The organism is Citrobacter sp. Ct235 (assembly GCF_030332305.1).
Classification (GTDB): domain Bacteria; phylum Pseudomonadota; class Gammaproteobacteria; order Enterobacterales; family Enterobacteriaceae; genus Citrobacter_A; species Citrobacter_A telavivensis.
The window spans coordinates 93,504-107,961 of record NZ_JAOWIC010000045.1 but is presented as its reverse complement, the minus strand read 5'-3'; the positions used below and the strand labels follow the sequence as shown (position 1 = coordinate 107,961).

The window sequence follows — 14,458 nt, the reverse complement described above, 5'->3', positions numbered from 1 at the left end:
AATCCGTTACGAACGTTTGTACAACGGTAGCCAGATAACCAGACGTAAGCCGCCCAGCGGACTGTCTTCGGCTTTCACCCAGCCGCGATGCTGCTGAATGGCGGTTTCCACAATCGCCAGACCCAGACCGGTGCCGCCGGATTCGCGATCGCGCGCTTCGTCAGTACGATAGAACGGGCGGAAAATCTGCTCGCGGTCTTCCGGGCTGACGCCAGGGCCATCGTCATCCACCGTGATCGTAATACCGTCTTTATCCACCGCGAAGCCAACTTCAATCTTCGTATGTGAATAGCGCAGGGCGTTACGGACGATGTTTTCCAGCGCACTTTCCAGCGCGTTCGGGTTACCGTACAGCGGCCACGGCCCCGGTGGGAAATTCACCGTGAGTGATTTACCCATCTGCTCGGCTTCAAAGGCCGCGTTATCCAGCACCTCGCCCCACAGATGATTGGCCTTCATCGTTTCGCTGACCAGCGCGTTTTTCTGCTGATTGCGCGACATCACCAGCAGATCGTTGATCATGCTGTCCAGACGTTGCGCTTCGGTTTCAATACGCTCCAGCTCCTTGCTCTCGCCGCTACGGCGACGCAACAACGCGGTTCCGAGTTGCAGACGCGTGAGCGGGGTTCTCAGTTCGTGCGAGATGTCTGACAACAGACGTTGCTGCGTCGTCATCATGCGTTCCAGGGCGGTCACCATCTGGTTGAAACTGGCGCCTGCGGCAAGGAACTCCTGCGGGCCAGCTTCCAGTTCCGGATGCTGACGCAGGTTACCCTGAGCGACCTCATCCGCCGCGTTTTTCAACTTACGCGCCGGTTTCGCCAGACTCCACGCCAGCCATAACAACAGCGGGGAACTGACTAACATTGTGACAATCAGCAACAATAGCGGACGGTCAAACAGCAGGTTGATAAAATCGGATTGGGAATTGCTGGCTGGGCGAATCAGGTAAAGCTGGTAGTTATCTTCTCCATCTCTGACGGAGAATGGCCCAACCATTTCGACGCGACCGTACTTTTTCTTCTGCGGGTGATCGGCGTTGTCCGCCTGACCAATAAAGTTACGAATGATCTGCATCTCGCTGCGTTCAGCGCCGATCACGCGTCCTTCTGTGGTCACTAGCAATAATCGCTGCCCAGGCGGCGCCCACTTGTCAATCGCACGGAACAAGCGACGCCACCACATCAAATCGTTGGGTGGATCGTTCGCGAGTTCAGCTTCAACGTGTTGCTCAATCATTAACCCCTGGCGCTGTTCGCTATCCAGCAGCTCGGTCATTTGGCGTGAGTCGAGCTTGGGTAACATCAGTACCAACATCAACACCAGTGCCAGCGTCAACCAGAAGATGGCAAAGATGCGCGCGGTTAAGCTCCCTATCATGAAGCCGAAACCATCAGATAGCCACGACCACGCAGGGTTTTAAACCACGGATGCCCGTCTTTCCGCTCCGGCAGTTTGCGCCGCAGGTTTGAGATATGCATGTCGATGGCGCGGTCGAAAGGCGTCAGGCGTTTACCCAGCACTTCCTGGCTCAAATGTTCACGCGATACCACCTGGCCGAGATGCTGTGCCAGTAGATAGAGCAGGGTGAATTCGGTGCCAGTTAACTCCAGCGCCCGACCGTCAAAGCTGGCTTCCTGGCGACCCGGATTGAGGCTGAGGGCATCCACTTCCAGCGTCGGCGAGCCGTTATCGCTGCTTTGCTGCTGTTCGCTCCAGTGCGAGCGGCGCAAAATAGCGCGGATACGCGCGACCAGTTCACGATCGTTAAACGGTTTCGGTAAATAGTCATCCGCGCCCAGCTCAAGGCCAAGTACGCGATCCAGTTCGCTGCCGCGGGCGGTCAGCATAATCACGGGGGTCTGGTGTGTCTGGCGAAGCGCTTTCAGCGTATCGATACCGTTTTTCTTCGGCATCATGACATCAAGCAAAAGTAAATCAATGCTGTCGTCCAGAAGTTCAAGCGCCTGCTCCCCGTCATGGGCAACCAGCACATTGAAGCCTTCCATTTCGAGCAGCTCCTTTAACAGGGAAGTCAGCTCTCGGTCATCATCAACTAACAGGATTTTATTCATTGTTTAAGTACCTCCGAGGCAGAAATTACGTCATCAGGCGTCGCTAATCCATGACTTTACGTTGTTTTACACCCCCTGACGCATGTTTGCAGCCCGAATCGTAAACTGTCTCTCGTTGAATCGCGACAGAAAAGATTTTGGGAGCAAATGATGCGCAAAGTTACCGCTGCCGTCATGGCCTCAACGCTGGCACTCAGTACCGTTAGCCAAGCAGCTGAAGTCGTTACAGGCGATAACTGGCACTCGGGAGAATCCCCTGCGCCGCGCACTGTACAAAGCCATATGTTTGACGGCATAAGTTTAACCGAACATCAGCGTCAACAGATGCGAGATCTGATGCAACAGGCCCGACATGAACAGCCGCCTGTTAATGTTAGCGAAATGGAGACGATGCATCGTCTTATTATTGCAGAAAAATTTGATGAAACCGCTGTACGCGCTCAGGCAGAAAAGATGGCGCAGGCACAGGTTGCCAGACAGGTCGAAATGGCCAGAGTTCGCAACCAGATGTATCGCCTGCTTACTCCCGAGCAGCAAGCGGTTTTGAACGAGAAGCATCAACAAAGAATGGAGCAGTTGCGCGACGTGACGCAATGGCAAAAAAGTTCTTCGTTGAAGTTATTGAGTAGTAGCAACTCACGTTCCCAGTAGTAAACCCTGTTTTCCTTGCCATAGACACCATCCCTGTCTTCCCCCACATGATGTGGGGGTTTTTTTTATCAATAACTTACATAAAACGACTTATTAAAACAGCAACTTATAAAAAGTTGGAACGACTCTGAACGGTTTCAGATTTCCCAGAGTGTGGACGCAATGTGGACACTCTGGGTCATTCCTAATTTATAAGGTCGTGCCGCCAGCTAAAGGGTTTAATGCGACGGCATTTTGCAGATAACCCGGCGAAAGGTGTGCATACACCATTGTTTGCTGGATGCTCGCATGACCCAATATTTGCTGTAAGGCGATTATGTTTCCTCCGTTCATCATAAAATGACTGGCGAAGGTATGGCGCAAGATGTGCGTTGCTTGATTCGGCGGTATATCTGGCTTCACCTTTCGCAGTATCTTACAAAATTTCTCATAGTCGACTTTGAACAGCTTCCCGCTCGCCTTCTCTTTGATCATCTTTTCCAGTTCTGCCGAAATCGGGACGGTGCGTTTTTTCCCGTTTTTGGTTTTCAGGAATGTGACCCTACAGTTAACTACCTGCGAAGGTTTCAATGTCGCCAGTTCAGACCAGCGGCCACCGGTACTGACACCGAGCAAAGCGATAAGTAAATCATCACCAGTTACGGCATCGAGTAAGCTGGCGATTTCCTGCTTCTCTAGAAATGTCATTTCCGGGTTAGCTTCGGCCAGCGGCGGTAGCCCGTGCACTGGGTGGATGCCGACAAATTCTTCTAACTGTATTAGCTTCGTAAACATACCTGAAAAACGGTACATATCCCGGTTTATAGTCGAAGAGCTTATCCCATCACGTAGCCGCACCGAGCGGTAATCCATTAACAGCCGCTTACTGAGTCGGCTGACCGGCATCTCGCCAAGCCCGTTAATTGTCTTGAGCAGGTGATTAAATTCCTTTTGACCGTGTTCGTGGTTCTGGCCGTGATACTTCCACCATATATCCAGCAATTCTTTTAATGTGCGTCGGTTGGCGCGCTGTCCGGCCCATTCTTTCTTGTTCGCGTTTGCCAGCGTATAGCGTTCAAATGCTACAGCTTCAGCTTTCCTTTCAAACTTCCGGCGAATGCGACGTCCTTCGCGCCCGCGCGGTCTTATGTCCACTTCATAGCGACCATCATCGAGCTTCTTAATTGACATAAGAAAGCCCTCCGGTATTGACATAAGAAAGCCCTCCGGTGCAGAGCTCACTATCTTGGTAACAAATAGTGAAAATGTAATGATTATAAAGTGTTAACCAGTCTGTTTCTCGGATTGGTGTGATTTTGTTGCGTCTGGCCCAATGTGTGCGATGGCCGGTGCTATTTGACCAGCTTGCGGGGCTGTTTTATCTGTCATTAGCCATAGCGTGTATTTCTGAAATTGGGGGTTGGTCGTTATCTTCAGCAGAGCTGTGCCGCTAGGTTCAAAGTTACCAGTTTCATATTTCTTTAAAGTGCTTAGTGACAAGTCAATGATTTGGCAGAACTTCGCCTGACTCAATCCCTCCGCTTCCCTCAATGCTTTTACCTTTTCGCTCAATTTCATTTGACATGGAACCTATATGTGTCCTAAATTCCCCGTCAGTGGAACCTATATGTGTACCATAACGGGCGAGAGTCCAGCCCTTCAGGAGCGTTCCTGAACGGTCTGTAAAGAGCTGGATCTGCTCAGACTAGCACGAACGAAGACGCCCGCAGAGGTTTTGGCGGGTCATTCATCAGAAAAGAGTAGGGGTAAGCGATGGAAACTAATGATTACGTAATCCAGTACCCACTGGAAGCGGTACACCCTGATAAGTTCGCAGAATTGGTGGGCAAGCCAGCATCGGCGATTGAGTCAATGGCAGTGCAGATTGAGCGCGTGGCCGAACAATGTCAGGCGGCTTTCTGCAACGATGGCCGTTGAGAACCGGGGGCGTGTCGCCCCTTCGCTTCCACCACCATTTCGCAAAAATGCCGGTGAGCCCTTCACCGGCGCTTTCCCATGGAATAAACCAAAAGCGGCCATTGGTCGCGACAGACCTCTTACACGTGCCGAATTCCGTCAGGTGCAAGCGGTTTTATTCAAGATTGACCGTCTGCCGTTTTTTCTGCGCTCGCATTTCACCTCGCGTTATAACTACATACGCCGCACTAAAAGCCCGGTGCATGGCCTGTTTTACCTGAAAAAGACATTTGAGGAACGGCTCTGGCCGCGCCTCGAGCGTGTTAATCAGGTGTACGGGATGGACACCAGTAAATCGATACGGCTTTTATCCGAACGCGATAAATTTGAAACGCTGCCGGACATGAATGACAAAGTGCTGAAGAAATTCGCCGCCCGATTATCTGCACAGATTTTCATGGCGTATGAAGAATTTAGCGATGAATACACCGAGGCATACGGGAGCAAAGAGGCGCTGTTTACCGATGATGCTCAATCGTATCTTTACGGCCAGCTCGCTGGCGCGGTGCGCGCGCTTAACATCACCCCGATGTACTGGAAGAAATACCGGAAAGGTCAGATGACCATCCGTATGGCCTACTCAGCCATCGCGCGCATGATGAATAACGAGTGGTGGGTCAGCCAGCTTAAAGCCCAGCGCATGCGCTGGCGTGAGTCCCTGCTGATTGCTGCCGGTGAGGTCAATAAAGACCGTTCTCCGTATGCCAGCAAGTCAGCAATTCGGGACGTTCACGCGCGCCGCCTGGCTAATCTGGAATACCTCAAATCTTGCGAGCTCGAGAATAAAGTGACAGGCGAGCGTATCGACCTGATTAGCAAGGTTATGGCGAGTATTTCAAACCCTGAAATTCGGCGTATGGAGCTGATGAATACCATCGCCGGTATTGAGCGTTACGCCGCATCAGTGGGTGACGTCGGTATGTTTATTACGATCACCACGCCGTCAAAATATCACCCGACTCGCCAGATAGGGAAAGGCAAAGATAAGACCGTACAGCTTAATCACGGCTGGAATGATGAGGCATACACACCTAAAGATGGTCAGCGCTATTTATGCGGCATCTGGAGCAAAATGCGCACGGCATTCAAAGATAATGATTTGCAGGTTTACGGGATGCGCGTTGTTGAGCCTCATCACGATGCAACTCCCCACTGGCATATGATGTTGTTTTGCAAACGCAGCCAGCATAAGCAGATTATCGACATTATGCGACGCTATGCGATGAAGGAAGACGGTAACGAGCGCGGAGCGGCGCGTAATCGCTTCGAGGCTAAATATCTCAACAAAGGCGGCGCGGCTGGCTATATCGCGAAATATATCGCTAAAAATATCGACGGCTATGCGCTCGACGGCCAGCTCGATAAAGACACCGGTAAACCCCTGAAAGATACCGCCTCAGCGGTCACCGCATGGGCGTCAACATGGCGCATCCCTCAGTTTAAACCGATTGGCATCCCGACGATGGGCGCATATCGCGAGCTCCGCAAGCTGCCTCGCGGCGTCAGTATTGCCAGCGATTTTGACGATCGTGTCGAAGCGGCTCGCGCTGCTGCTGATGAGGGGGAGTTTGATTTCTATATCGCCGCACAGGGTGGCGCGAATGTTAAACGAGGCGACCAGACCGTCAGGGTTGCGCGCACCACGACTGATGAGGTTAACGAATATGAAGAGGATATCGAGAGAGTGGTCGGTATTTACGCCCCACATCTTGGGGCTGGTCACATTCGGATCACCCGTACATCAGAATGGCGAATCGTTCCAAAGGCCGTTGCCGTTGAGCCTTTGACTTTAAAAAGCGGCATCGCCGCGCCTCGGAGTCCTGTCAATAACTGTGGAAAGCTCACCGGCGGTGATACTCCAGTTATGACACCCGCACCGTCTGAGCAAGCCGCAGCGGTGTTAAATCTGATTGATAAAGGGGTTATCGGTTGGGATGAGCCGGACGTTATGAAGGTGCTTAACCGTGCGTTAAAAGCTGGTGCGCATCAGAAAGGTCGCCAACAAAGAAATGCAGCACCGCTCAAGCCTGCTGAACAAGCACCATCAGCCAGGCTAACCAAAGCGGAAAGGGATCTAATACCGAGAATTCGTTTCAATTTGGTTCAGGAAGGTATCACCCCGGAAAGATGGGAGCTTGAAGTACTAGCTCGCGGCGCTGTTGTTCGTTTTGGTGATAAAGAATTCAGTTACCAGCCCCTAGATGAATGGTCTGGATGGCAAAGTGAGAAAAATCGCTCTGCTTCAAGTTACTAGATTCTCGGCTTGTTTTGGGCTTGTTGCTAAAGTTATTATTGGCAACATGATCGTTTTTATGTTAGAAGCGGTGAAATTAGGATAGGTTTATGCGTAATAAATCTCAAGGAATTCGAGGCGTTGGAGGGGATATGAAGCAAAAAATGACAGGTGTAGAAGAAAAATTAAGACATAAAGAAGTTGAATATATTTCTATTGAAGATCTAGAACTTGATGTTGAGAACCCTCGTTTTGGTGAGGATTCCTCAGTAACGGATACACAGATCGATGTTTTGAATAATATCGTGAAAAATTATGGTGTCACTGATGTAATAAGTTCTATTGCTGTTAATGGGTATTTTTCTGCTGAACCCATGGTGGTCAGAAAAAATAATAATCAAAAATATACCGTAATGGAAGGTAATAGAAGGCTAGCGGCTTGTTTAATACTTAAAAACGATGATAGAGCTAGGGATCAGGTAAATTTACATCAACAATATATAGATAAGTATATTTCACATGGGCAACCAAAGATAGATCCTATTCCAGCAATCGTTTTTGAAGGTGATGATGGGGTTGATAAAAAGTCTCTTATTTCTTATCTTGGTGTTAGACATATTGTTTCCACTAAAGATTGGGACTCATATGCTAAAGCCGCGTGGATTGCGAGAACAATAAAAGAAGGAGATATGAGTGTTAGCGATATCTCGACTATGATTGGAGATCGTAATAGTACAATAAAAAGGCTTTTGTCGGGTTACAACTTTATAAAGCAAATGGAATCCACAGGGAAATATAATAAGGATGATAGTGTAAAAAAAGGACGGGGAAGTAATACAAGCTATCCTTTTTCTTGGGTTTATACATTACTCGGTTATAAGAGTATACAGGATTTTGTTGGATTGTCGGAAGACCCTACAGATTCAAATCCAATAGATGATAAAAAACTAGATAATGCCAAGCTTCTTATGACCGCTATGTTTGGCAATAAAAATAAAGGGCAAAATTCACAGGTTAAAGATTCTCGCAATCTTGGTGTGTTGGCCGAAGTTGTGGCATCACCAGAAAAGATTGTGTTGCTTAAGCAAGGAAAAGATGTTGAAGAGATCAATGATTTAACACAGCCTATTGGGGAACGGCTGACAAGCCTAATGCTAGATATTAGAGGAAGGTTAGATGAATGTATTACTAGAGTGGGTCGCGAAGACTTACCAAGGCAAGATGCCATAGAGTTAAATAATTATCTTGAGCAAATAAGCAAGCAATTTAGATCTTTTAGAGTGTCAATTAATCAAGCTATTAGCGGGAATGATTCAGAGGGCTTTTAATTGTGAATTATGGATTGCGCTCTAAAATGCAGGGATTCGCTACGGATGCGGATCAAGCTGAATTTAACGCATTACTTGATGTTAATGCAACGATTGATTCAGGTATTGAAGACGATAAAATTGCTGGAACTATCTATGATGAGCTAGATGAATTAGATGGGCATTTTGAAGAAGATTGGATGAAAGAAGATCAAGGGAAAGATATTCTAGTTGGTCAGATTGCTGAACATATTCAATGGCGTTCAGATATTCTTGAGGATATGTATCCTTTTGAATATAAAGCAAATCATCTAACTTTAAAGGATTCCCCATCACCTGTTTATTTATTTTGCTTGTGTGTTTCAATGATAAATAATTTAACTAAAGGTGAAAATGTTAAGTTGCCTCGATATTTCGAAATTATGGCCGGCCGTCTTTTTACAAAGTTTTTAAGTGCTCATGCAAAACATATGCATACTGGTTGGCCTCGTTCAACAGGAAATCCTGTTAATTATAAAGAGTTGGCTACTAAGTTAAATGGATTGATTTCTCCAAATACGAAAGAATGGTCTTGGCGTGTTGAAAATGGTTTGAAGGATGAAGACGCATTAAGGATAAAGGATTGTGGTGTTGATTTTGTTACTTGGGTTGATTTCCTTGATGGTCGAGATGGACGTTTATTTGCATTAGGGCAATGTGCTTGTGGTAATGATTGGCCTACTAAATTTAATGACATAAAAATCGAACGATTGACACCATGGTTTCACCCTCTTACTTATATCAAATGCGTAAAAGTTTTTTCAACGCCTTATATCTTAGTTGATGAAATGATTAGAGAAGCCAGCTCTGAAGCTGGCATTATATTCGATCGAGTTCGTTTAACTATTGCCCATGATCGCTTTAAAGAAGATTTTGACGATATGCGCGATGATTTGAATACGTTAATTGATTTTTGTAAAAACTTGAAAAAGGCCCAGTGATGGGCCATTTACCAGATATCAGGGATATTTTTTACCACCGCTTCAAACAGTGGCGGTGGAACAGCATTACCTACGACCTTGTAACGCTCTTTCAGTAATCGAGCTGCTCCAAAATCTTTCATTTCAGGAAAAATTAGGTTGCCACCATGGTGCGTATAATCTTTACTAAATCCTTGAAGAATAGCCGCTTCTTTATAAGAAAAACGTCTCGCTGGTGAGTCTGTTACAAACTCCCATTTATCGATGTCAACTTTCCTTAACTCAGGGCTGATTGGGTGTAATGGAATATGACGAAGGTTACTCACAATCGTTTTACTGACTTCATCCCAGTTGCGGCGTCTATTTCTCGATAAATAGTACCAATGAAATGGGTCGTCACAAAACTCACCGACTGGCCATTCAGGTAAATCTTTGAGTGCTTCACCGATTGTCACATAAGGTGTTAGTTTATCTTCACCATGAGTGGGTTCGGGGAATTTATATTCATAGTTAAAATCGTTTCTAATTCCTACGATTATTAATCTTTTACGTTCTTGTGGAACCCCATAGTGATGAGCTTTGAGCACATTCCAAACTACTTTATAGCCTTTACTTCCTGCATTGGAAAAACGTTCAATTTGATCATCAAGCAAGTGCTGGAATGTACTGTTTCTCATGCCTGAAACATTCTCAACGATGAATGCTTTAGGTTGAATATGTGTTAATGCTCGAGCAAATTCTTTATATAAAAAATTAATGCTCCTGTCAGCGAGACGAGCGCCTCCTTGACTAAATCCTTGACACGGATAGCAGCCAACAAGAATCTCAGCACTCGGAAACGTTTGCACTTCCCGAATGTCTTGAATGAGATAGTCTGTTTCTGGCTGGTTGGCAAGATAAACCTCTCTTGCATAAGGCAAAATATCGTTTGCCATTACGACATCAAAACCAGCTCTCACCAGTCCTGCATCGGAACCACCACAGCCTGAGAACAATGATACAGCTTTTGGCATTTTCTCCCCCTGATAAACGGGCAAGAGTATAGCTTTTTATGCCGCGACTGCATACTGTCGCCTCATAAATGGCTTATTGTGTCCATGCATCAAGGCTGTATGTTTTTGCATGCGATTACCAAATCTCATTTCTTGGATGCAGCCTTGTATTTATGTGGCTCTGGCATCCTGTTGCAGCTGCATTAAAACCGACCCATCAAGCGGGCAGGCGTGGCGGGGATAGCATTGCGCGCTGAGGCGGGTAATTATTTTATTTTTCCAGCGCCTGAGCGCGTCCCTGTGGCGTTGTTGTGGTCGTGGGTGAGTAACGAGGCGGAGCGGTGACGGCGTGTCGTGGCGCTGAGGGCGTTGTGTGCTGTGGGGGGTAAAGCCGCCACGACGGGCGGCTGTGGGTGGGGTTACTCGCCGTCGCCGAGGGTATATTTTTCGAAGCGGATAATTTCTTCACCCGCCCATTCGTTCAGCTCCATAAACCGCGCCTGTAGCGGGGTCAGTTCGTTACGCACAAAGACCTTTGCCACCTTCTCAACGTCACCCACTGAACCGACGTTTTCGGGCTTACCGCCCATAAGCTGGAACGGTATGCGGTGCGCGTCGAGCAGGTCGCCGGCGCTGACTTTCTTGATATTAAAAAAATCATCCTTCGTGGCGACTTCGCTCAGTGGAACAATTTTAATCCCGTCTGCTTTACCATTCGGCGCGTAAAAAAACAGGTTCTTAAAATTGCCGAGCCCTTTTGAGTCGCGCATCGCCTTTCGCAGTGCCTCGACGTCGGTGCTGCTTTGCGCGGCGTCGGTCACATACATGATGTAACCCGCATGCGCGCCGTTCTGGTAATACTTGCGACGGAACAAGGTCGCCGATTCATTCAGCCAGGCTGAATTGAGTGCGCTCAGGTATTCCGGCATCCCGTAAAGCTCCTGATTAATATCGGGCTCGAGCAGGTGGAAGACGGAGCCGGGCGCGAACTGGTGCGGCTGTGTGTAGCTCTGAATGTACCAGTAAACGTCATCCTCGATGCCACGGCGGGTGTATTTCGCCGGTGAGGTTTCCAGTTTTAACGGCTTGCCGGTCAGGCTGCGACGCTCTTCGATAAACGCATTACCAAACACCAGATAATCGAGCGCAAACCGGGTGAAGTCCTGACGGGATAACAACGGGTGCGGGATGTAGGTCGACACCAGAATATTACGCTTTACGTAAATCGGTGAGCTGTGGTGCACGGCGGCGCGCATACTTTTCGCCAGCCCGGAAAAGCTCACCGGCGGCTCGTACCACTGGCCGTTGTCGATACACTCGACATAATCGAGAATATCGCGGCGGTCGAGTACCGGCGTCGGCTCACCAAAAGTGAATGCTTCCATGCTCTGAGCCGGTGCGGCGGTGTGGTTTTGGGTGTGCGGCGGCTGCTGGCGCTTGTTGCGTTTTTTGCTCATTAGTTCCACTCCATGATGCTGGATGACCGCTCACCGGTCGCGGCGGTCAGCGGCTCATTGATTAATACGTGCATGGTTGCCCAGGCGAGATCGGCGTGACTGGCTTCCTCTGTGCGGCTGGCCTCATAGGTCGAGCTGCGACCACTGCTGGTCATGGTTTTGCGGATAGATATAAACGACTGCGTGATATCGGTCGCGCTGACGTCGTACTCGAGGCAACCGCGGCGAATGGTGTCTTTTGCTTTGAGCACCATTGCGGTTTTCATTTCCGGCGTGTAGCGGATTTCACGTGCTGCCGGATAGAAAGACCGCACGAGCTGGAAGACGCCCTGACCGAGCCCGGTCGCATCGATGCCGATATATTCCACGGTGTATTTTTGTGTGAGCTCGCGAATGGATTCGGCCTGTTGGGCGAAGTCCATCCCTTTCCACTGGTGGCGCTCGAGTATGCGGAATTTGCCACCGGCAACGACCGGCGGCGCAATAACGACGCACCCGGCGCTGTCGCCACGTAATGACGGGTCGTAGCCAATCCACACCGGGCGGTGACCGAATGGCCGGTCGGCAAATGGCTGGTAGTCCTCCCATTTCTCGAGGCTGTCGACCATGCAGCGTTGCAGCTCTTCGAACGGGAATACCGACGCTTTATCGTCGACGAACTCGCACATAAACAGGTTGCGGAACTCATCGACACTGTTCTCGCGCTTCAGCGTATCGATGTTGAACAGGGTGCACCCTTTGGCGAGTGCGTCCTCGATGGTGACAATCTGTCGCCACTGGCCGTCAGGACAGGCGACGCCCTTCGCGAGTGCGGCGTGACTGATATCGATATCGACGCGCTCGCTCTTGTCTGAGCGCCCCTTGTTGAACTGCTCACCCGACCAGAACGGGTAAGCGCCGTGCGCCAGCGATGAGGGGGTCGAAAAATAGGTCGTGCGTAAATGCTCCTGTGACGACATGCCCCCGGCGACGCGCTTCAGTTTCTGGAAGTTGGGGATCCAGAAAATTTCGTCGACATACAGGTCACCGTTGTGACTCTGTGCGGTGTTGGCATTGGTACCGAGAAACATCAGCTCCGCGCCATTGTTGCCGAGCACAATCGGGTCGCCGGTAAGCTCGACGCCAGCCTGTCGGGCAAAGGCGATAATGTATTTACGGAATACATAGGCTTGCGTCTTACTGGCCGACAAAAAGATCTGGTTGTGTCCGGTCTTCAGCGCCTGTAACAGTGCCTCACGTGCAAAATAGAACGTCGCGCCAATCTGTCGCGATTTCAGAATGTGCCTGATGCGGTGCGCCAGCCCCGCGCGCCACCATTCGAGCTGATAGTCGAAAGACTGCCCGAGGAAAATCTCTTCGAGTTTCCCGATAGCCTCTTCGCTGAAAAAGTTCTTTTTCGGCTTCTTCTTTTCCCCTTTGTTGCGGTTGGCGACGTTCGGGTTTAAATCCGCTTCGTTGCCGGTCTGCCCGTAGCGGTTTACCCGCGCGAGGTGCTCCATCTGGCGCGCCAGAAAATCCGCGACCTTAAAGTCGTGAGCCGTCAGGTCAGGCTTTGCATAGAGCTGAATCAGTCGCGCCTCGAGCGTGAATTCCACCCGGTTTAACGGGGCGGTCTCTTCCCATTTATCGCGCTGTTTCCAGCTCTGCACCGTGGGGCGCTTGACCTGTAACTGCTCCGCGATTTGTGGCACGGAATAGCCCTGCCAGAACAAAAGCGCGGCCTGTCGTCGCGGGTCGCTGAGTAATGATGTGTCGGTTGTAGTGGTCATAAAACCTCACTGTGATGAGTACACGGCAAGGCTAAAGATTCAGGAGGGATGAATCGCTAACCCCCTGTTGTGTCAGGGGTTGCACTTCTGTAACCGGTGGCTGGCGAGGGAGGGAGTCGGGAAACTACATCCGACCCGATAACCCAATTCAGGACACCTGATTCATGGCTAAAAACAAAATTTCGAAATGGTTTCGCATCGGCGTCGAGGGTGACACCTGCGACGGTCGCGTCATCAGTGCGACCGATATTCAGGAAATGGCCGACGGCTTTGACCCGCGCGTCTACGGCTGTCGCATTAACCTCGAGCATATCCGCAGCGTTATTCCCGACAGCCCGTTTTGCCGCTATGGCGACGTCACGGAAGTGAAAGCGGAAGTGATCGACGACGATTCGGCACTCAACGGCAAGCTGGCGCTGTTCGGTAAAATTGCCCCGCTCGACAACCTGCTCGCGATGCTGGCGAAAGGCCAGAAGGTTTACACCTCGATGGAAATTCGCCCGAACTTTGCCAACACCGGCAAATGTCACCTCATCGGGCTGGCGGTAACCGACGACCCGGCGAGTCTCGGCACCGAATACCTGCAATTCTGCTCCCTCGCACAACAAAACCCACTGGCCGGGAAGAAAGACCAGCCGGGCGACCTGTTCTCCGTGGCAACTCTTGCCGGGCTGGAATTCGAAGACCTGCCCGACACCCTGCTGACCAAACTCAGCGACACCGTGAAAGGCATCTTCAGCCGTAAACAGACTGACGATGATGCGCGTTTCGGTGATGTACATGAAGCCGTGACCGCCATCGCCGAGCGGGTGCAGACCGGCGGCGAAAGCGCCGAGGTGCGTTTCAGTGCCATTGAAACCGAGCTTGCTGATGTCAAAAAAGCGCTCGCCGAACAGGCAGACTCCACCTCGCAGCAATTCAGCACCCTGACCACCACGCTGGAAAACACCGAAAGCAAATCACAGGCGCGCCGCAAGTTAAGCACCGGTGGTGACGGTGATTCGGCGGGCTCCACGCTGACCGACTGCTAACCCCCGGTAACCCCGAAGGAATACAAAA

General features: G+C 49.9%; 13 protein-coding genes. 6 read left to right on the top strand and 7 right to left on the bottom strand.

Features of this window, described 5'->3' with window-relative positions:
• Positions 1-6: 6 nt before the first annotated feature.
• Complete coding sequence (gene cpxA, locus OGY35_RS12360; RefSeq protein ID WP_046493226.1) at positions 7-1,380, bottom strand: envelope stress sensor histidine kinase CpxA; 1,374 nt, start codon at positions 1,378-1,380, stop codon at positions 7-9.
• On the bottom strand, positions 1,377-2,075 hold the full coding sequence (gene cpxR, locus OGY35_RS12355; protein ID WP_152401156.1) for an envelope stress response regulator transcription factor CpxR: 699 nt from the start codon (positions 2,073-2,075) through the stop codon (positions 1,377-1,379). The genes cpxA and cpxR overlap by 4 nt, the downstream gene beginning before the upstream one ends.
• A 150-nt stretch (positions 2,076-2,225) precedes the next feature.
• On the opposite strand from cpxR, the gene cpxP reads away from it, so the two are divergent.
• On the top strand, positions 2,226-2,726 hold the full coding sequence (gene cpxP / locus OGY35_RS12350) for a cell-envelope stress modulator CpxP (RefSeq protein WP_152406230.1): 501 nt from the start codon (positions 2,226-2,228) through the stop codon (positions 2,724-2,726).
• 189 nt (positions 2,727-2,915) lie between these two features.
• On the opposite strand, the gene OGY35_RS12345 is transcribed toward cpxP, so the two are convergent.
• Both OGY35_RS12345 and OGY35_RS12340 read right to left on the bottom strand, forming a co-directional pair.
• Entirely contained in the window at positions 2,916-3,896 is a 981-nt protein-coding gene (locus tag OGY35_RS12345) for a phage integrase (RefSeq protein ID WP_286632408.1), read from the bottom strand.
• A gap of 93 nt (positions 3,897-3,989) precedes the next feature.
• Positions 3,990-4,283 (bottom strand): helix-turn-helix domain-containing protein, encoded by a 294-nt coding sequence (locus tag OGY35_RS12340; RefSeq protein ID WP_286546656.1) that lies wholly within the window; start codon positions 4,281-4,283, stop codon positions 3,990-3,992.
• Positions 4,284-4,478: 195 nt separating this feature from the next.
• Here OGY35_RS12340 and OGY35_RS12335 point away from each other — a divergent pair, with 195 nt between their 5' ends.
• The 4 genes from OGY35_RS12335 (at position 4,479) to OGY35_RS12320 (ending at position 9,202) form a co-directional block, all read left to right on the top strand.
• Positions 4,479-4,643, top strand: coding sequence for a Cox family DNA-binding protein (locus OGY35_RS12335; protein ID WP_286632482.1), 165 nt, complete (start codon positions 4,479-4,481; stop codon positions 4,641-4,643).
• Positions 4,633-6,936 (top strand): replication endonuclease, encoded by a 2,304-nt coding sequence (locus OGY35_RS12330; RefSeq protein WP_286632407.1) that lies wholly within the window; start codon positions 4,633-4,635, stop codon positions 6,934-6,936. Before OGY35_RS12335 ends, OGY35_RS12330 begins: the two co-directional genes overlap by 11 nt.
• Positions 6,937-7,025: 89 nt before the next feature.
• Positions 7,026-8,243 carry a ParB/RepB/Spo0J family partition protein gene (locus tag OGY35_RS12325; RefSeq protein WP_286632406.1) on the top strand — a complete coding sequence of 406 codons (1,218 nt, stop codon included), beginning with the start codon at positions 7,026-7,028 and terminating at the stop codon, positions 8,241-8,243.
• A gap of 26 nt (positions 8,244-8,269) precedes the next feature.
• Positions 8,270-9,202 carry a hypothetical protein gene (locus OGY35_RS12320; RefSeq protein ID WP_286632405.1) on the top strand — a complete coding sequence of 311 codons (933 nt, stop codon included), beginning with the start codon at positions 8,270-8,272 and terminating at the stop codon, positions 9,200-9,202.
• 8 nt (positions 9,203-9,210) lie between these two features.
• On the opposite strand, the gene OGY35_RS12315 is transcribed toward OGY35_RS12320, so the two are convergent.
• The 3 genes from OGY35_RS12315 to OGY35_RS12305 form a co-directional block, all read right to left on the bottom strand.
• Complete coding sequence (locus OGY35_RS12315) at positions 9,211-10,194, bottom strand: DNA cytosine methyltransferase (RefSeq protein ID WP_286632404.1); 984 nt, start codon at positions 10,192-10,194, stop codon at positions 9,211-9,213.
• Between the two features lie 398 nt (positions 10,195-10,592).
• The gene (locus OGY35_RS12310; RefSeq protein WP_286632403.1) at positions 10,593-11,630 is read right to left on the bottom strand and encodes a phage portal protein; all 1,038 of its coding nucleotides are present in this window, start codon (positions 11,628-11,630) and stop codon (positions 10,593-10,595) included.
• Positions 11,630-13,399: a terminase ATPase subunit family protein gene (locus tag OGY35_RS12305; RefSeq protein WP_286632402.1), complete on the bottom strand. Its 1,770-nt coding sequence runs from the start codon at positions 13,397-13,399 to the stop codon at positions 11,630-11,632. Before OGY35_RS12305 ends, OGY35_RS12310 begins: the two co-directional genes overlap by 1 nt.
• A 164-nt stretch (positions 13,400-13,563) precedes the next feature.
• Here OGY35_RS12305 and OGY35_RS12300 point away from each other — a divergent pair, with 164 nt between their 5' ends.
• Positions 13,564-14,430 carry a GPO family capsid scaffolding protein gene (locus tag OGY35_RS12300; protein WP_286632401.1) on the top strand — a complete coding sequence of 289 codons (867 nt, stop codon included), beginning with the start codon at positions 13,564-13,566 and terminating at the stop codon, positions 14,428-14,430.
• Positions 14,431-14,458: the final 28 nt, after the last annotated feature.